Genomic DNA, 17,177 nt, shown 5'->3' with positions numbered 1-17,177 from the left:
CGCTCCGCCGATCTACGGGCTTGCGGACACCGGCCCTGCGTCCGAATCCCCGCCGTGGTATCGTCGACCCGATTGATTCGGGAATTTCGATGACAGAGACGGCCGACGAGCTGAGCGCCCCGCTCGGGCAGACGGAAAAGCGTCGCAGGTGCCGCATTCGGCTTCCCTTCACGGCCCTGCAGGCCCTCGCGATGCTGCTGGGGCTGTTCCTGGTCGTGTTTGCCGGCTTTGCGATGTTCAACGACAATCCGCTCGGTGGCGAGCCGATCGCCCGCGTCGCGATCAACGAGGGCGCAAAGCCCACCGACGACAAGGCCGCCGCCAAGCCGGATGGCAAGCCAGATGCAAAGGCCGACCACGGCGCGGCCCCCGCGGCCAAGCAGGAGGCCGGCGAGCGCAAGACGGTCACCATCATCGACGGCTCCAGCGGCGCCCGCCAGGAGGTCGCGATCGGTGCCGGTGGCGAGACGGCAGAGCCTGGATCGGCCGCGCCCGCGAGCCAGATGCCCGGCGTGGACCCGCGGCTGCTGGAGAAGTCGCGCTACGGCATGATCCCGGTGATGGCCGACGGGCTGAAGCCATTCACTGCCTATGCGGCCGAGGCCGACCGCGCCAAGGCGGCGCGCATGCCGGCCGTCGCGATCGTGATCGGCGGTCTCGGCGTCGGCGCCGCCAAGACGGCGGACGCGATCATGAAGCTGCCGCCGGCGGTCACCCTGGCCTTCACGCCCTATGGCTCCGATCCGACCAAGCTCGCCGAGCGCGCCCGGGCGCAGCGCCACGAGATCCTGCTGCAGGTCCCGATGGAGCCCTACGACTATCCCGACAACGATCCGGGTCCGCAGACGCTGCTCGCAACACTCGGACCGGACCAGAACATCGACCGGCTGTTCTGGCACATGAGCCGGCTGCAGGGTTACGTCGGCATCGGCAACTTCATGGGTGCGCGCTTCGTCGCAACGGAAGCGGCGATGCAGCCGATCGTGAACGAGGCCGCCAAGCGCGGTCTGGCCCTGTTCGACGATGGCGCAGCCCCGCGCAGCGTGGCAGCCTCGCTGGCCACGGGGCTCGCGATGCCGTTCGCGAAGGGCGACGTCGCCATCGACGCGGTGCCGACCCCGGTCGAGATCGACAATGCGCTCGCCAAGCTCGAAAGCCTGGCCAAGGAACGTGGCGTCGCCGTCGGGACCGCCTCGGCGCTGCCGGCCTCGATCGACCGCATCGGCACCTGGATCAAGGGGCTCGACCGCAAGGGCATTCTGCTGGTGCCATTGACAACCGCGATGCTGAAATCAAAATCGAACTGAACGAACGTGCGCCGGCCCGACTGGCGACGTGACAGCGGGAGGACTGCGCAGCGAGGCGCAGGGGTCCCCGCAGGAAGGCCGAGACCGGAATGACGCGCTACGAGGACCTGCCTTACCGCACCTGCGTCGGCATCATGCTGATCAATTCGGAGGGGCTGGTTTTCATCGGTCGCCGCGCCGGCGGAATCGAGCATGTCGACGACACCCATGTCTGGCAGATGCCGCAGGGCGGCGTCGATCCCGGCGAGGATGCCTGGGAGGCGGCCAAGCGCGAGCTGTATGAAGAGACCAGCGTGCGCTCCGTCGAGAAGCTGGCCGAGGTCGGCGACTGGCTGACCTACGATATTCCGCGCACGGTCGCAGGCCGTGCCTGGAAGGGGCGCTATCGCGGCCAGCGCCAGAAATGGTTCGCGCTGCGCTTCACCGGGGCCGATGCCGAGATCGATGTCGAGCGCCCCGGCGGCGGCCACCACAAGGCGGAATTCGTCAGCTGGCGCTGGGAGCCGATGAAGAACCTGCCGGGGCTGATCGTGCCGTTCAAGCGGCCGGTCTATGAGCGCGTGGTCAAGGAATTCGCTCCGCTCGCAGGCGATTGAATCGCGATCCCCGCCCTCGACGCGGTACCCGACATCCGCTAGTCCGCTTCTGCGCAGGAGCTGCAGGGAATCTCTGCAGATGCGTCGCGACGATGCCGTCATGATGCACTGCCATGCGAACGACAGCTCATGGATTCGAGGATGACCGAGACCAGACCCTATCGTCCGAATGTCGGTATCGCGCTGCTCAACGCCGAAGGGCTCGTCTTCCTTGGACGCCGCTTTCGCGACGACGGGCCGGAGATCGTGCTGCCCGGGCTCGAATGGCAGATGCCGCAGGGCGGCGTCGACCCCGGCGAGGATCTTCAGGCGGCAGCGCGGCGCGAGCTGTGGGAGGAGACCGGCATTCGCGACGCCGACATCCTCGGCGAGACCGACTGGCTGACTTACGAATTTCCGCCATTCGAGGATCCGAACCACCGGCTCGCGCGCTTTCGCGGCCAGCGTCAGAAATGGTTCGCGATGCGCTTCACCGGGCGCGACGCCGACATCGATCCGGTGACGCCGCGCAACGGCCAGCCGGCCGAGTTCGACGCCTGGCGCTGGGACCGCCTGGCGCGCGTCCCGGAGCTGGTGGTGCCGTTTCGTCGCGAGGTCTATCGCGCGGTGGCGCAGGCTTTTGCGCATCTCGCCAACGTTGGCGACTGATCTACGTCGGAGCGCGGGGCTCTTCGTCATTCAAGGGCCGACGCTCCGCGCGCCTCGGAAAGGCGATGTCGCGAGAGTTCGCCGGCCTAATTGTCCTCGACCGTGAACGGCCCGATCGCAATCACCCGGCAGTCGTTGTCGCGCGTGGCGCAGTCGGCCAGCGCGCCGCCGATCGCCGTCTCCTCACGGTCGCCATTGAGGCCGAAGCCGGGGTGGCCGGCCGTTCCGACCGCGACTGCATTCCAGCCCGACGTCGCGGCCTCGAGACGTCGCGCCACCTCCTCGCGCGCCTCCGGGGCGATCGCCTGATGGATGGCCGCGCGGAAGAAGCCGGTGGCTTTCATCACCGTCGGTATCGGCACCACGAAGGCATCGTCGAGCGCAACGATGATGCAGGCGGTGCCCGCCTGGGCACCGCAGGCTTCCAGATTGCGGCGAACCACATCGTCGACGAGGTCGCCGCCGACGCTGTAGAAGAACTGCCCGCCGGGCCCGAGCGCGATGGCCTTGGTCCGACGCGCCGTGCCGTAGTTCGCTTCGAGCCGGGCCCGGCCTGTATCGCGCACCAGCGGCATCTCTGCCGCGCTGAAGGCGCGCTCGGTCATCGGGTCGTGGCGCACCCAGGGCTGCGGCGGCAACGGCGGCTTGCTGTGCACGTAGACGACATTGTCGCCGACCGCATAGAGCTCGCATTTGCGCGGTCCGTTCGCATTTTCCGCGCGCTGCTGGCACTGCTCCAGCGCAGCCGATTTCGCCGCGTCGTCGCTCGCCTGTCCGGTGACATAGGCGCTGACGCCGTTGATCGTGGTCGCGAACGCCTTGTGATCCGGTGCCGACACGTAGTCGCGCGCCAGCGCAATGCGGGTCCGCTCGCTCACGAACGGCACGGCTTCAGGTGCAAACTTCTCGGCGGCGACTGAGGATGAAGGCGAGGGCGACTGTTGCGGCTGCGGCGAGTCGGCCGGCTGCCTGGCGACGGATGACTGCGTCGGCGCGGGGGATGGAGATGAAGACGGGACCGAGGACGGCGAAGCCGGCGTGGCCGACAGCCGGGCCAGCGCTTCCGCCGCCGCCTTGGCGGCATCGCGCTGCGCGGGGTGCGGATCGCGATAATCCAGATAGAGTTCGGTCCCGACCCCGACGGCTCCGAGCGCAACCACGGCGGCCGCAATTCGCCAGATCAGGCGGAGCCCGCCGCCGCTGGCGACTTTCTTTTCTTCCGGCGGCGCGTAGGTGCCGTCCTCGCGGCGCATCGCCACGCGATAGGCGTGCACCGGGGTCGGGATGTTCTTGACCTCCCGCGCGCCCATGTCGGCGAACTGCACCGACAGCTTGTTGGCGACCTGCTCATGAACGGCGCGCGAGATGCAGATGCCGCCGACGTCGGCGAGGCCCTCAAGGCGTGCTGCGATGTTGACGCCGTCGCCGAGCAGATCGCCGTCGCGCTCGACGACGTCGCCGATGGTGATGCCGATGCGGTAGCTCATCTGCCGGCTCGGCGGATAGGCCATGTTGCGCGTGCGCAGGCTCTCCTGGATGTCGATCGCGCAACGCACCGCTTCGACCGCGCTGGGGAATTCCGCGAGCACCGCATCGCCAGCGGTGTTGAAGATGCGGCCGCCGGCTCGCGCGATGAAGTCGTCAACGACCTCGCGATAGGCCGCCAGTCGCCGTAGCGTCTCTTCTTCATCCTCCGCGACGAGGCGCGAATAGCCAGCGATATCGGCGGCGAAAATCGCCGCGATCTTGCGTTTCAAGACGATCTGTCCTGCCATGTCACCGCGCCCGCTGGATTGGCCGGGAGCATGCCGTCAGATCGGTGAGCATGCAACCGGCCTCCCTTGAAGTAGTCATCGACCGGCGCACGACGTTCGAGCCCCAAACGAAAATGGCCGGGCAGAGCCCGGCCATGAACGTTCATTCATACGTCGTGCGGTGGGATCAATGCAGCGCAGTCGTATTGAGCTGCTGCTGGATCGTCTTGAAGTGATCGAGCCGCTCGATCGCGCGATCGAGCTCGTTGCCCTGCTTCTCGTTCAGCTTGGATTCCATGCCGGCGATCTCGGCCGCGAAAGCGGTCTGGTCGAGCTCCTTCAGCGACGTGGCGACGTCGGCGAGAACCGTCAGACCCTTGTCCGAGATCTCGGCAAGGCCGCCGAGCACGATGATCTTCTGCTGCGATCCGCCTGATGTCACCGTCAGGATACCCGGCCGCAGCGTCGCCACGAACGGCGCATGCCCGGCGAGCACGCCGAAATCACCCTCCTGGCCGGGAACGTCGACCTGGTCGACCTCGCCCGAGAAGGCGATCTTTTCCGGCGAGACGAGATCGAAATGGAAAGTAGCCATTGGGAAACCTGCGAATAGCGAATAGCGAATGGCGAGTAGTGAAGGAGGAAGCAGCGAACAGCTCGTCTATTCGCTGCTCCCTATTCGCCCTTAGGCTGCCTCAGCGGCCAGCTTCTTGCCCTTCTCGACCGCCTCGTCGATGTTGCCGACCATGTAGAAGGCGGCCTCCGGCAGGTGGTCGTACTTGCCTTCACACAGGCCCTTGAAGCCCTTGATGGTGTCGGCGAGGTCGACGAACTTGCCCGGCGATCCCGTGAAGATTTCGGCGACGTGGAACGGCTGCGACAGGAAGCGCTCGATCTTGCGGGCGCGGGCCACGGTCAGCTTGTCCTCTTCCGACAGCTCGTCCATGCCCAGGATGGCGATGATATCCTGCAGCGACTTGTAGCGCTGCAGAATCTGCTGGACCTGACGCGCGGTCTGATAGTGCTCCTCGCCGACGACCAGCGGGGAGAGCATGCGCGAGGTCGAGTCGAGCGGGTCCACCGCCGGGTAGATGCCCTTTTCCGAGATCGCGCGGTTGAGCACGGTGGTGGCGTCCAAATGCGCGAACGAGGTCGCCGGCGCCGGGTCGGTCAAGTCGTCGGCCGGCACGTAGATGGCCTGCACCGAGGTGATCGAGCCCTTGTTGGTGGTGGTGATGCGCTCCTGCAGCGCGCCCATGTCGGTGGCGAGCGTCGGCTGATAACCCACCGCCGAGGGGATGCGGCCGAGCAGCGCCGACACTTCCGAGCCGGCCTGGGTGAACCGGAAGATGTTGTCGACGAAGAACAGCACGTCCTGGCCCTGGTCGCGGAAGTGCTCGGCGACGGTGAGGCCGGTCAGGCCGACGCGGGCGCGGGCGCCGGGCGGCTCGTTCATCTGGCCGAACACCAGCGCGCACTTCGACTTGACGCTCGGATCGGGATTGTGCGGATCGGCGTTGACCTTGGATTCGATGAACTCGTGATAGAGGTCGTTGCCTTCACGGGTACGCTCGCCGACGCCGGCGAACACCGAATAACCACCGTGCGCCTTGGCGACGTTGTTGATGAGCTCCTGGATCAGCACGGTCTTGCCGACGCCGGCGCCGCCGAACAGACCGATCTTGCCGCCCTTGGCGTAGGGAGCCAAGAGGTCGACGACCTTGATGCCGGTGACGAGAATCTCGGCTTCGGTCGACTGGTCGGTGTAGCTCGGCGCGTCCGCGTGGATCGGACGCAGGCCCTCGGCCTCGACCGGACCGGCCTCGTCGATCGGCTCGCCGATCACGTTCATGATGCGGCCGAGCGTGCCGACGCCCACCGGCACCTGGATCGGCGAACCGGTGTCGGTCACCTCCTGGCCGCGGACCAGACCTTCGGTGGTGTCCATCGCGATGGTGCGCACGGTGGATTCGCCGAGATGCTGGGCCACTTCGAGCACCAGGCGGTTGCCGGCGTTCTTGGTTTCGAGCGAATTGAGAATGGCCGGCAGGTGACCTTCGAACTGCACGTCGACGACGGCGCCGATGACCTGGGTGATGCGACCGATCTGGTTGGCTGCGGTAGCCATTGAGTGTCTCTCCTTACGATCCGTATACGAAACCACGGTCGGCTCGACCGGGATATGTTCCTGGGTTGCGCTTCAACGGGCGCTGCGCGATCCGGCTAGACCGCCTCGGCGCCCGAAATGATTTCGATCAGTTCCTTGGTGATCATCGCCTGACGCGTGCGGTTGTAGATCAGCGTCTGCTTGCGGATCATCTCGCCGGCGTTGCGCGTGGCGTTGTCCATGGCCGACATCTGCGCACCGTAGAACGAGGCGTTGTTTTCGAGCAGTGCGCGGAAGATCTGCACCGCGAGATTGCGCGGCAGCAGTCCAGCCAGGATCTCGTCCTCTTCCGGCTCGTATTCGTAAGGCGCCAGCGGCGCCGCATTGGCCGGGCGCGCTTCGACCACCAGCGGAATGATCTGCTGAGCGGTCGGGATCTGCGCGATTACCGAGCGGAAGCGCGAGTAGAACAGGGTGCAGACGTCGAATTCGCCGGCCTCGAAGCGGGCAATCACCTTCTTGGCGATCTCGTCGGCATTGGCGAAGCCGATCTGGCGCACGGAGCGCAGGTCCATGTGCTCGACGATCTGCTTGTCGAACTGGCGGCGAAGCTGCTCATAACCCTTGCGGCCAACGCAGAAGAACTTCACCTCCTTGCCCTGGTTCATCAGGGCGAGCGCACGCTCGCGCGCCAGGCGGACGATCGAGGAGTTGAACGCGCCGGACAGGCCGCGCTCGCCGGTGCAGACCAGCAGCAGGTGCACCTGATCGCGACCGGTGCCCGCCAACAGCTTCGGGCCGCCGGCGGAGGCGATGGTGGCGCTCGCGATGTTGGAGATCACGGCGTCCATCTTCTCGGCATAGGGACGCGCCGCTTCGGCCGCCTGCTGCGCGCGGCGCAGCTTGGAGGCGGCGACCATCTGCATGGCCTTGGTGATCTTCTGCGTCGCCTTGGTCGAGGCGATGCGGACCCGCATGTCTTTCAGTGACGCCATTGTTCGTCTAGCTCACCCCGGCGGCCGATCCGTTGAAGACCCGACCGCTCAACCCTGAGATTGGTCATGCCCGGCCTGGCGCCGGGCATGAGATGTCACGTTGTCCCACCCCGAAGGGCGTGGATCGCCGGCCGGAGCCGGCCACGACCTCGCGATCAGGCGAAGGTCTTGGCGAAGCCCTCGACGACCGCCTTCAGCTTGGCGGCGCTGTCGTCGGACAGATCCTTGCTGTCGCGGATCGCGTTGAGCAGGTCGGCATTCTTGCCGCGCAGCAGCGACAGCAGGCCGTCCTCGAAGGCGCGCACCTTGTTGAGCGGCAGCGGATCGAGATAGCCGTTGGTGCCGGCCCAGATCACGCAGACCTGCTCTTCCATCTTCAGCGGCGAGAACTGCGGCTGCTTCAGGAGCTCGGTCAGGCGCGCGCCGCGGTTGAGCAGGCGCTGGGTCGAGGCGTCCAAGTCGGAGCCGAACTGCGCGAAGGCCGCCATCTCGCGGTACTGCGCCAGCTCGCCCTTGATCTTGCCGGCGACCTTCTTCATCGCCTTGGTCTGGGCCGAGGAGCCGACGCGCGACACCGACAGACCGACGTTCACGGCGGGACGGATGCCCTGGAAGAACAGATCGGTCTCCAGGAAGATCTGGCCGTCGGTGATCGAAATGACGTTGGTCGGAATGTAGGCCGACACGTCGTTGGCCTGGGTCTCGATGACGGGCAACGCGGTCAGCGACCCCAGACCATGGTCCTTGCTGAGCTTGGCGGCGCGCTCGAGCAGGCGGGAGTGCAGATAGAACACGTCGCCCGGATAGGCCTCGCGGCCCGGCGGACGGCGCAGCAGCAGCGACATCTGGCGATAGGCGACGGCCTGCTTCGACAGATCGTCATAGATGATGACGGCGTGCATGCCGTTGTCGCGGAAGTACTCGCCCATGGTGCAGCCGGTGAACGGGGCCAGATATTGCATCGGGGCCGGATCGGACGCGGTGGCGGCGATGACGATCGAATACTCCAGCGCGCCCTGCTCTTCGAGCACCTTCACGAACTGAGCGACGGTGGAGCGCTTCTGGCCGATCGCGACATAGACGCAGTACAGCTTCTGGCTCTCGGGAGCGCCAGCGACGTTCAGCGGCTTCTGGTTCAGGATGGTGTCGAGCGCGATCGCGGTCTTGCCGGTCTGACGGTCACCGATGATCAGCTCGCGCTGGCCACGGCCGACCGGGATCAGGGCGTCGATCGCCTTGAGGCCGGTCGACATCGGCTCGTTCACCGACTTGCGCGGAATGATGCCGGGGGCCTTGACGTCGACGCGCTTGCGCTCGGTGGCCTGGATCGGGCCCTTGCCGTCGATCGGATTGCCGAGCGCGTCAACGACGCGGCCGAGCAGACCCTTGCCGACCGGAGCGTCGACGATGGCGCGGGTGCGCTTGACGGTCTGGCCTTCCTTGATCTCGCGGTCGGCGCCGAAGATGACGACGCCGACATTGTCGGTCTCGAGGTTCAGCGCCATGCCGCGGGTGCCGTTCTCGAACTCGACCATCTCGCCGGCCTGGACGTTGTCGAGACCGTAGACGCGGGCGATACCGTCACCGACGGACAGCACCTGTCCGACTTCGGTGACTTCGGCTTCCTGCCCGAAATTCTTGATCTGGTCCTTGAGGATCGCGGAAATTTCCGCGGCGCGGATGTCCATCAGCCTGCCTCTTTCATCGCGTGCTTGATCGAGTTGAGTTTGGTGCGAAGCGAACTATCGATCATGCGGCTGCCGAGCTTGACGACGAGCCCGCCGATAATCGCTGGATCGACTTTCACGTTGAGCGCGACGTCCTTGCCGGTCACCGTCTTCAGTGAGGCCTTCAAGGCGTCGAGATTCTTGTCGGAGAGCGGCTCGGCGACGACGACGTCGGCCGTGGCCTCTCCCTTGTATTTGGCGACCAGCGCGTTGAAGGCGCGGATCACGTCGGTCACCGCGAACAGGCGGCGGTTGGCGGTCAGCACGCGCAGCACGTTGGCGGCGACACCGGCGATGCCGGCCTTGTCGAGCACGGCATTCAGCGCCTTGAGCTGCACGTCCGCACCGAACACCGGACTGCGGACGAGGCGCTTGAGATCGGCGCTCTCATCGAGGAGGGCATTGAACCTGTCGAGATCGGCCTTGACCGCATCGACGGACTTTTCGTCACGGGCCAGTTCAAACAGGGCCGTCGCGTAACGACCGGACACACCGGATACGGAGGGATCTTCAGCAGCCACAGACGTGCTCTTTTTATATGCGCCCAACCCACAAGAGGGACACCGGCGCGCCGCTGCGGCGCAAACCAGCTAAGCCCTTGGAATTCAAGCAGGACTTTGATTTTCGATCGCCGCGAGAGCAGCTTGATCACGAAAAGCGGCGCTTTGCTAACATAGCGTACGCGCAGCCGCAACAAGCGGCGGCCCGCTATTCGGCACCTTGTTGCCGCGCCGCGGTCGGAGCCTACACGCGGTCCAACGGACTCGCTGATGGCCGCCCGCGCGCGCCCCGCCCCCGATACCAGTCACTCAGCGCAAGGTTCCAGCTGTTGCTGCATGGCCGCCATGCTGGTTTGGCCTTGACTCCCGTCGGCGGTGCCCGGCGGCCGCCGACCGGCCCGCACCGACATTACTTGCTGACATCTTGGCATCCTAAGTGAGAACTTAACTCAACAGTATTTCGAAGTATTCGATCGTTAATCAAGCGTTAACGCGGTGGATTACGGAATTTTCCGTGATGAGTAGACCGCGACGCAAGATGTTTCGATCAGAGCGGAACAATTTCTACTGCCCCACTCACGCCTCATTGCCCCACCAAACGGCGCGCGCCTCAACACCTGACGGGGGTCCACTGGCCGCAGAACGCGGCAATACTGTTCGAGGGACATAGATGCTGAAACTGAAGAACCTCTCGGCTGGCAAGATCGCCGGCTCGCGCACCGCGCTCGCTGTTGCCGTGACGCTGATCGTCGGCGGCAGCGCCACCGAAGCCTCGGCCCGGTCCAGGCACCACCATCACCACGCTCGCCACCACCATCATCACATGGCGCGCCATGCTGCTCAGCCCGCGGCCGACTCGTTTTCGAACGGATGGTCGTCCAACGGCTCCTCGTGGATGAACTCCAACGCAGCGGTCACGCCGTCGTCCGGCACCGGCCGCACTTTCTCCGGCATGGCGTCGTACTACGGCAACGAGTCCGGCAGCCGCACCGCCTCCGGCCAGCGCATGAACGCCAACGCGATGACCTGCGCTCACCGCTCGCTGCCGTTCGGCACCAAGCTGCGCGTGACCCATGGCGGCAACAGCGTCATCGTCACCGTCAACGACCGCGGCCCGTTCATCCGCGGCCGGGTGCTCGACCTGTCGACCGGCGCAGCCCGCGCCATCGGCCTGACCCGCGCCGGCGTCGGCCGCGTCACCGCCGAAGTCGTGTCGTAAGATACCCGATCTTTCCGCGCGTCATTGCGAGGAGCGAAGCGACGAAGCAATCCAGAATCCCAACCCGGCCCTGGATTGCTTCGCTGCGCTCGCAATGACGGTGGAGAGAGCGCTACAAGAAGCTCTGCGGGTCGACGTCGACCTCGAGCTTGAGATTGCCCTTGGGCTTCTCGGCATGCGCCAGCCAGTGGCGCAGATAATCCGACAGGTCGAAATTGCGCGCCGACTTGAGCAGCAGCCGGAAGCGGTAGCGGCCCTTGATCACCGCGAGCGGCGCCTCAGCCGGGCCGAGCAGCAGCACGCCCTCCTCACGCGGCGCTGACGCGACCAGCCGGCGGGCGAAGCCTTCGGCAGTAGGCCGATCCCCCGCCGAGATGATCAGGCTCGCCAGCCTGCCGAACGGCGGATAGCCGGTGCGCTCGCGCGCGTCGATCTCGCTGGTGTAGAACGCCTCGCGGTCGCAGGCGACCAGCGCCTTCATGACGGGGTGCTCGGGCTGGTGGGTCTGCAGATAGCCGCGACCCCGCCCCTGCTCGCGGCCGGCGCGGCCGATCACCTGGTTCAAGAGCTGCCAGGTGCGCTCGGCGGCGCGCGGATCGCCATTGCCGAGGCCGAGATCGGCATCGACCACCCCGACCAGATTGAGCCGCGGAAAGTTGTGGCCCTTGGCGACGAGCTGGGTGCCGATGATGAGGTCGACGCGGCCTTCGGCGATCTCGGTCAGCTCGGCGCGCATGGTTTCGATCGAGGTGATCAGGTCGCTCGACAGCACCATGCTGCGCGCCTCAGGAAACAGCGCCGCCGCCTCCTCCTGCAGCCGCTCCACGCCGGGCCCCACCGCGACCAGCGATTCCTCGGCCGCGCAATGCGGGCAGGTCGGCGGCCGCGGCATCGAGAACCCGCAATGGTGACAGACCAGCCGCTGACGGAAACGATGATCGACCAGCCACGCGTCGCAGATGGTGCAGGCGAAGCGATGGCCGCAGGCGCGGCACAGGGTCAGCGGCGCATAGCCGCGGCGGTTCAGGAACAGCAGCGCCTGCTCGCCGCGCTCGATCGCGGTGCGGATCTCACCCGCCAGCCGCGGCGAGATGTAGCGGCCGCGCGGCGGCGGCTCGCGCCGGAGATCAATGGCCTCGATATGCGGCATGTGCTGGCCGCCGAACCGCGACGGCAGCGCGACGCGCTGATAGCGGCCCTTGCGGGCATTGACCTCGGTCTCGACCGAGGGGGTGGCCGAGGCCAGCACCACCGGAAATTTGGCGATGTGGCCGCGCACCACCGCCATGTCGCGGGCGTGGTAATGCGCGCCCTCGTCCTGCTTGTAGGCCTGATCGTGCTCCTCATCGACGACGATCAGGCCGAGATCGGCATAGGGCAGGAACAACGCCGAGCGGGCGCCGACCACGACCGGCGCCTCGCCGGCGGCGATCGCCGCCCAGTTGCGCTGGCGCGTGCGCGGGGTCAGCTCGGAATGCCATTCCAGCGGCCGCACGCCGAAGCGGCGCGAGAAGCGGTCGAGGAACTGGCCGGTGAGCGAAATCTCAGGCATCAGGATCAGCGACTGCCGGCCGCGGCGGACGGTCTCGGCGACCGCCTCGAAATAGACTTCGGTCTTGCCGGAGCCGGTGACGCCGTCGAGCAGCGCGACCTGGAAGCCGCCATCGGCGGCCAGCGCCCGCATCGCCGCGACGCCGGCCAGCTGCGCGTCGAAGAACTCGGGCTGCGCGAACGACGGATCGGGCGCCGGCGGCGGCAGCGCACGCGGCATCGCCTCGACCGTGAGGGTCCTCTCGTCGACCAGGCCGTCGATCACGCTGCTGGAGACGCCGATCTCGCGGACGAGGTCGGACTTTCCATGCAGCAGACCGTCTGACACCGCCTCGATGACCCGCCGCCGCGCCGGCGTCAGCCGCTTGGGCGGCTCGCCGACCAGGCGGACGCCGAGCCGGACACGCTCCGGGCCAAGATGCTCGCCCATGCGCAGGCACATCCGCAGCACCATGCCACGCGGCGACAGCGTGTAATTCGCGACCCAGTCGACCAGCGAGCGCAGCTCCGGCTTGAGGGGCGGCACCTCGAGCTTCTCGCTGACGTCCTTGAGCCGGTTGTGCAGCCGCGGATCCGGCTTGGCATTCTCCGCCCACACCACCGCCAGTACCTCGCGCGGCCCGAGCGGCACGCCGACGATATCGCCCGGCTTCAGATCCATGCCGCGCGGCACGCGGTAGGAATAGGTGTGGTCGAGCGCGACCGGAACCAGCACGTCGACCACGCCGGTCGTGCTGGCTGCACCTGGAAAGAGGTCGGTCGCGCGGTCCATGAGGGCGGAGATAGCCTTGCTCTGGCTGAAGCGAAAGCCGTCCGGCAAAGTTAGCGAACGGTAAAGGACGACAGTGCGATATACATGACTCGACGAGATGAGATCGAGCTGTTCCCGCGAGCGCCATTGCACTCCCTCTTCCCGCTCTTGCGGGGAGAGGCGCAAACCGAGTTCGCGGCGATCGACAACGCTTCACAGCGACCCATCCGTGGGCACGGACGCCATGGCAAAGCAAACAGAGCCGACTCACGCGGACACGGACGAAGAGTCTGAGGCCACCGCCCTCCTCGGCGCCGACGAGGGCGTCGTCCAGGCCATGATGCAGTGGCTGGCGCATCTGCGTAGCGAGCGCCGGCTATCTCCGAAGACCGTGGAGGCTTATGCCCGCGACCTCCGGCAGTGCCTGCAATTCCTCTGCATCCATTGGGGCGAGCCGGTGACGCTGGTGCGCTTCGCGGGGCTGGAGGCCGCCGACATCCGCGCTTTCATGGCGATGCGCCGCGCCGACGACATCGCCGGACGTTCCCTGATGCGATCCTTGGCGGGCCTGCGCTCGTTCGGGCGCTTTCTGGAGCGCGAGGGCAAGGGCAAGGTCGGCGCCCTCTCAGGAATCCGCGCGCCAAAGATCGCCAAGAGCCTGCCGAAGCCGCTCCCGATGGACGCCGCCAAGCGCCTCGCCGATGCCGACGAGCGCGCCGGCGAGACCCGCGAGACCTGGGTGCTGGCACGCGACGCCGCGGTGATGGCGCTGCTGTATGGCTCCGGCCTGCGCATCTCCGAGGCGCTCGGGCTGAAACGCCGCGAAGTGCCGCGCCCCGGCGAAGGCGACGTGCTGGTCGTGACCGGCAAGGGCAACAAGACCCGGATGGTGCCGGTGCTGCAGAACGTGCTGCAGCTGATCGACGAGTATGCCAGGCTTTGCCCGTACCCGCTGCCTGCGGAGGGGCCGATGTTTCTCGGCGCCAAGGGCGGTCCGTTGAGCCCGCGCATCATCCAGCTCGCGATGGAGCGGCTGCGCGGCGCGCTGGGCCTGCCGGACAGCGCCACGCCGCACGCGCTGCGCCATTCCTTCGCGACGCACCTGTTGTCGCGCGGCGGCGACCTGCGCGCGATCCAGGAGCTGCTCGGCCACGCCTCGCTGTCGACGACGCAGATCTATACCGGCATCGATTCGGAGCGCCTGCTGCAGGTCTACGCGTCAGCGCATCCGCGACGGTGACATTTTTCGTTCATATCGTTTCGCTTGCGCTGTCCCCCCGGTTCCGGCAATCGTCTTGGCAGCTTGATCCGGAGGGGAACAGATGAGCGCACATGAGAGCATGGAGCATGCGGAGCATGCCGAGCATGCGTCCGGCGAAAACAAGAAGATCGCGCTGCTGATCGCCGTCATCGCCCTGTTCCTGGCCCTGTCCGAAACGCTCGGCAAGGGCGCGCAGACCGAATCCATCAGCAAGAACGTCGAGGCCTCGAATCTCTGGGCCTTCTTCCAGGCCAAGACCGTTCGCCGCACCGTGGTGCAGACCGCCGCCGAGCAGGGCAAACTGAGCTTGCCGGCGCTGCCTGACGAGGCGGCCAAGGCGGCGTTGCAGAAGCAGATCGACGATTGGCAGAAGAATGCTGCGCGCTATCGCTCCGAGCCCGAGACCGGCGAAGGCAGCGAGCAGTTGGCGGAGCGCGCCAAGCATGCCGAGCATGAGCGCGACGAGGCGACGGCGAAGTACCACCACTATGAGCTGGCGTCGGCTGCCTTCCAGATCGGCATCGTGCTGGCGTCGGCGACGATCATCACGGGAATGATCGTTCTGGCCTGGGCCTCCGGAGGGCTCGCGCTGATCGGTATTGCCATGACGCTGCTCGGCCTGTTCCAGCCGCATCTCTTGCATCTGCACTGAGGTCAGCGACAGCAACTGGCTTGCGACGTCGCGACCACCACTACCGCGCCTGCTGCACGCTCCTGCGGAAGCGCATGATCACGCGCAGCACGCGCGATGACCAGCCATCGGCATTGCCGTGGATGATCTCGCGGATGCGCTGCTTGATAGGATCGACCAGCGCCGCGGCTTTCCTGCGCAGCGCGAGCACGGCCTCGTAGAGCCACGCGAACCAGGACATCTGCAGCAGCTTGCTGCGCGTCACATCGAAGATGAAGGCGGTGACGCCGACACCGACGATCTTGCCGAACACGATCGTGGCCAGCGCAAACTTCCACTGCTGGTGCATCAAAAGCCACATGCCGATCAGCTTGAGCGGAAACAGCAGCACGACCGGCACGACGAAGACGATCAGGGTCAGCGCCGGCGACAGGGTCTCGATGCGCGCGGCCAGCCAGTGCTTGAAGCTACGCAGCGGTATCGCGGCGACGATGCGCGCCACGATCGGCTCGAGATGGTCCCACAGCCAGGCTTCGATCAGGAAGATGATCGCAAGCAGAACCCAGAACGGCTGAAGCAGGCGGCGCAGCATCGGACTCCATCTCCGCCAGGCCTCGCGGGTTGAGGCCGCTATGACGATACGACCTCGCGCCTTGCCGTTCGGTTCAGCGTCATAAGCGGGCGTTTTGTCGCACCCACCGAAGGCGCCTCCGGGCGTCCATCACATATGGATGGCCCGCTTACCCACCGCAAGCGCGGCTTCCTTCACGGCCTCCGACCGTGTCGGATGCGCGTGGCAGGTGCGCGCGAGATCCTCGGCAGAGCCACCGAACTCCATCAATACGGCGGCCTCGTGAATGATTTCCCCGGCCTCGCGGCCGATGATATGGGCGCCGAGCACGCGATCCGTCTTCGCATCGGCTAGGATCTTCACGAAACCGTCAGTGGTCTGGTTGACCTTGGAACGGCCATTCGCGGTAAACGGAAACTTCCCGACGGTATAGGCGACGCCGGCCTGCTTCAGCTCGTCCTCGGTCTTGCCGACGGAGGCCACTTCGGGCGTCGTGTAGACCACGCCTGGAATGACGTCGTAGTTCACGTGCCCGGCCTGGCCCGCGAGGATCTCGGCCACCGCGACGCCCTCGTCCTCCGCCTTGTGCGCGAGCATCGGCCCTGCAACGACGTCGCCGATGGCGTAGACGCCGGGCACGCTGGTCGCGAAATGATGGTCGATCTGGACGCGGCCGCGGTTGTCGAGCGCGACGCCCGCTTCCTGCAGCCCGAGTCCCTCGGTGTAGGGCACGCGGCCGATCGCCACGAGCACCACGTCGGCTTCGATCTTCTCGGCAGCGCCGCCGGCCGCCGGCTCGATCATGGCCGAGAGCGTCGTGCCAGAGGTGTCGACACCGGTCACCTTGGCACCGAGCTTGAACGCAAAGCCCTGCTTCTCGAGGATTCGTTGGAACTGCTTGGCGATCTCGCCATCCATGCCGGGCAGGATGCGATCGAGGAATTCGACCACGGTGACCTTGGCGCCGAGGCGGCGCCACACCGAGCCGAGTTCGAGCCCGATCACGCCGGCGCCGACCACCAAGAGCGTCGAAGGCACCTTGTCCAGCGACAGAGCTCCGGTCGAGGACACGATGCGCTTCTCATCGATCTCGATGCCCTTGAGCCGCGCGATGTCCGAGCCCGTCGCGATCACGATGTTCTTGGTCTCGACGGTCTGCACGGCGCCGTCATTGCCGGTGACCTGCAGCTTGCCGGTGCCGAGGATCTTGCCCTTGCCCACGAGCACGTCGATCTTGTTCTTCTTCATCAGGAACTCGACGCCCTTGACGTTGCCGTCAATACCCTGCTGCTTGAAGTTCATCATCGCCGGCAGATCGATCTCGGGCTGGGGCACCTTGATGCCCATCTTGGCGAAGGAGTGCCCGGCTTCCTCGAACAGCTCCGAGGCGTGCAGCAGCGCCTTCGACGGCATGCAGCCGACATTGAGACAGGTGCCGCCGAGGGTGGCGTTCTTCTCGACCACGGCCACCTTCATGCCGAGCTGTGCTGCGCGGATGGCGCAAACATAACCACCGGGTCCGGTGCCGATGACGACGAGATCGTAGGATGCCATGATCG

The 17,177-nt window shown here is 66.4% G+C and carries 15 protein-coding genes; 6 read left to right on the top strand and 9 right to left on the bottom strand.

Annotated features, from left to right (window positions below; translation table 11 throughout):
- Positions 1-89: 89 nt before the first annotated feature.
- The 3 genes from ACQR0W_RS26795 to ACQR0W_RS26785 all read left to right on the top strand — a co-directional run bounded on the left by ACQR0W_RS26795 (position 90) and on the right by ACQR0W_RS26785 (position 2,551).
- Positions 90-1,307 carry a divergent polysaccharide deacetylase family protein gene (locus ACQR0W_RS26795; protein ID WP_316186412.1) on the top strand — a complete coding sequence of 406 codons (1,218 nt, stop codon included), beginning with the start codon at positions 90-92 and terminating at the stop codon, positions 1,305-1,307.
- 89 nt (positions 1,308-1,396) lie between these two features.
- The gene (locus ACQR0W_RS26790; RefSeq protein WP_315715941.1) at positions 1,397-1,903 is read left to right on the top strand and encodes an RNA pyrophosphohydrolase; all 507 of its coding nucleotides are present in this window, start codon (positions 1,397-1,399) and stop codon (positions 1,901-1,903) included.
- A 141-nt stretch (positions 1,904-2,044) separates the two neighbouring features.
- Positions 2,045-2,551 carry an RNA pyrophosphohydrolase gene (locus ACQR0W_RS26785; protein ID WP_315715940.1) on the top strand — a complete coding sequence of 169 codons (507 nt, stop codon included), beginning with the start codon at positions 2,045-2,047 and terminating at the stop codon, positions 2,549-2,551.
- 86 nt (positions 2,552-2,637) lie between these two features.
- Here ACQR0W_RS26785 and ACQR0W_RS26780 read toward each other — a convergent pair whose 3' ends face one another.
- The 6 genes from ACQR0W_RS26780 to ACQR0W_RS26755 form a co-directional block, all read right to left on the bottom strand.
- Complete coding sequence (locus ACQR0W_RS26780) at positions 2,638-4,326, bottom strand: adenylate/guanylate cyclase domain-containing protein (protein WP_316186413.1); 1,689 nt, start codon at positions 4,324-4,326, stop codon at positions 2,638-2,640.
- A 166-nt stretch (positions 4,327-4,492) separates the two neighbouring features.
- On the bottom strand, positions 4,493-4,900 hold the full coding sequence (locus tag ACQR0W_RS26775; RefSeq protein ID WP_315715938.1) for a F0F1 ATP synthase subunit epsilon: 408 nt from the start codon (positions 4,898-4,900) through the stop codon (positions 4,493-4,495).
- A gap of 90 nt (positions 4,901-4,990) precedes the next feature.
- Complete coding sequence (gene atpD / locus ACQR0W_RS26770; RefSeq protein ID WP_315715937.1) at positions 4,991-6,433, bottom strand: F0F1 ATP synthase subunit beta; 1,443 nt, start codon at positions 6,431-6,433, stop codon at positions 4,991-4,993.
- A 95-nt stretch (positions 6,434-6,528) separates the two neighbouring features.
- Positions 6,529-7,407, bottom strand: a complete 879-nt coding sequence (locus ACQR0W_RS26765; protein WP_315715936.1) for a F0F1 ATP synthase subunit gamma — start codon at positions 7,405-7,407, stop codon at positions 6,529-6,531.
- Positions 7,408-7,562: 155 nt separating this feature from the next.
- Positions 7,563-9,095, bottom strand: a complete 1,533-nt coding sequence (gene atpA / locus ACQR0W_RS26760) for a F0F1 ATP synthase subunit alpha (protein ID WP_315715935.1) — start codon at positions 9,093-9,095, stop codon at positions 7,563-7,565.
- Positions 9,095-9,655: a F0F1 ATP synthase subunit delta gene (locus ACQR0W_RS26755; RefSeq protein WP_315715934.1), complete on the bottom strand. Its 561-nt coding sequence runs from the start codon at positions 9,653-9,655 to the stop codon at positions 9,095-9,097. Before ACQR0W_RS26755 ends, atpA begins: the two co-directional genes overlap by 1 nt.
- 649 nt (positions 9,656-10,304) lie before the next feature.
- Here ACQR0W_RS26755 and ACQR0W_RS26750 point away from each other — a divergent pair.
- Entirely contained in the window at positions 10,305-10,853 is a 549-nt protein-coding gene (locus tag ACQR0W_RS26750; RefSeq protein ID WP_315715933.1) for a septal ring lytic transglycosylase RlpA family protein, read from the top strand.
- Between the two features lie 112 nt (positions 10,854-10,965).
- Here the strand turns inward: ACQR0W_RS26750 and ACQR0W_RS26745 are convergent, their stop codons facing one another.
- Entirely contained in the window at positions 10,966-13,176 is a 2,211-nt protein-coding gene (locus tag ACQR0W_RS26745; RefSeq protein WP_316169941.1) for a primosomal protein N', read from the bottom strand.
- Between the two features lie 316 nt (positions 13,177-13,492).
- On the opposite strand from ACQR0W_RS26745, the gene ACQR0W_RS26740 reads away from it, so the two are divergent.
- Positions 13,493-14,395 (top strand): tyrosine recombinase XerC, encoded by a 903-nt coding sequence (locus tag ACQR0W_RS26740; RefSeq protein ID WP_315716184.1) that lies wholly within the window; start codon positions 13,493-13,495, stop codon positions 14,393-14,395.
- Positions 14,396-14,477: 82 nt separating this feature from the next.
- A complete protein-coding gene (locus ACQR0W_RS26735; RefSeq protein WP_315715931.1) occupies positions 14,478-15,068 on the top strand; it encodes a DUF4337 domain-containing protein in 591 nt (196 codons plus the stop codon).
- 40 nt (positions 15,069-15,108) lie between these two features.
- On the opposite strand, the gene ACQR0W_RS26730 is transcribed toward ACQR0W_RS26735, so the two are convergent.
- Both ACQR0W_RS26730 and lpdA read right to left on the bottom strand, forming a co-directional pair.
- On the bottom strand, positions 15,109-15,639 hold the full coding sequence (locus ACQR0W_RS26730) for a hypothetical protein (protein WP_315715930.1): 531 nt from the start codon (positions 15,637-15,639) through the stop codon (positions 15,109-15,111).
- A 129-nt stretch (positions 15,640-15,768) separates the two neighbouring features.
- The gene (gene lpdA, locus ACQR0W_RS26725; protein ID WP_315715929.1) at positions 15,769-17,172 is read right to left on the bottom strand and encodes a dihydrolipoyl dehydrogenase; all 1,404 of its coding nucleotides are present in this window, start codon (positions 17,170-17,172) and stop codon (positions 15,769-15,771) included.
- Positions 17,173-17,177 lie beyond the last annotated feature (5 nt).

The sequence above is a fragment of the Bradyrhizobium sp. HKCCYLRH1034 genome (assembly GCF_051168375.1).
In the GTDB taxonomy this organism is placed as follows: domain Bacteria; phylum Pseudomonadota; class Alphaproteobacteria; order Rhizobiales; family Xanthobacteraceae; genus Bradyrhizobium.
This window is presented reverse-complemented; position numbering and strand designations above follow the sequence as displayed.

Bases quoted from the DNA above. Each gene is read 5' to 3' on its own strand.
- lpdA (WP_315715929.1), bottom strand. From the start codon at position 17,172: ATGGCATCCTACGATCTCGTCGTCATCGGCACCGGACCCGGTGGTTAT.
- ACQR0W_RS26735 (WP_315715931.1), top strand. From the start codon at position 14,478: ATGAGCGCACATGAGAGCATGGAGCATGCGGAGCATGCCGAGCATGCG.
- atpA (WP_315715935.1), bottom strand. From the start codon at position 9,095: ATGGACATCCGCGCCGCGGAAATTTCCGCGATCCTCAAGGACCAGATC.
- ACQR0W_RS26780 (WP_316186413.1), bottom strand. From the start codon at position 4,326: ATGGCAGGACAGATCGTCTTGAAACGCAAGATCGCGGCGATTTTCGCC.
- ACQR0W_RS26745 (WP_316169941.1), bottom strand. From the start codon at position 13,176: ATGGACCGCGCGACCGACCTCTTTCCAGGTGCAGCCAGCACGACCGGC.
- ACQR0W_RS26750 (WP_315715933.1), top strand. From the start codon at position 10,305: ATGCTGAAACTGAAGAACCTCTCGGCTGGCAAGATCGCCGGCTCGCGC.
- ACQR0W_RS26765 (WP_315715936.1), bottom strand. From the start codon at position 7,407: ATGGCGTCACTGAAAGACATGCGGGTCCGCATCGCCTCGACCAAGGCG.
- atpD (WP_315715937.1), bottom strand. From the start codon at position 6,433: ATGGCTACCGCAGCCAACCAGATCGGTCGCATCACCCAGGTCATCGGC.
- ACQR0W_RS26740 (WP_315716184.1), top strand. From the start codon at position 13,493: ATGATGCAGTGGCTGGCGCATCTGCGTAGCGAGCGCCGGCTATCTCCG.
- ACQR0W_RS26730 (WP_315715930.1), bottom strand. From the start codon at position 15,639: ATGCTGCGCCGCCTGCTTCAGCCGTTCTGGGTTCTGCTTGCGATCATC.
- ACQR0W_RS26785 (WP_315715940.1), top strand. From the start codon at position 2,045: ATGACCGAGACCAGACCCTATCGTCCGAATGTCGGTATCGCGCTGCTC.
- ACQR0W_RS26795 (WP_316186412.1), top strand. From the start codon at position 90: ATGACAGAGACGGCCGACGAGCTGAGCGCCCCGCTCGGGCAGACGGAA.
- ACQR0W_RS26790 (WP_315715941.1), top strand. From the start codon at position 1,397: ATGACGCGCTACGAGGACCTGCCTTACCGCACCTGCGTCGGCATCATG.
- ACQR0W_RS26775 (WP_315715938.1), bottom strand. From the start codon at position 4,900: ATGGCTACTTTCCATTTCGATCTCGTCTCGCCGGAAAAGATCGCCTTC.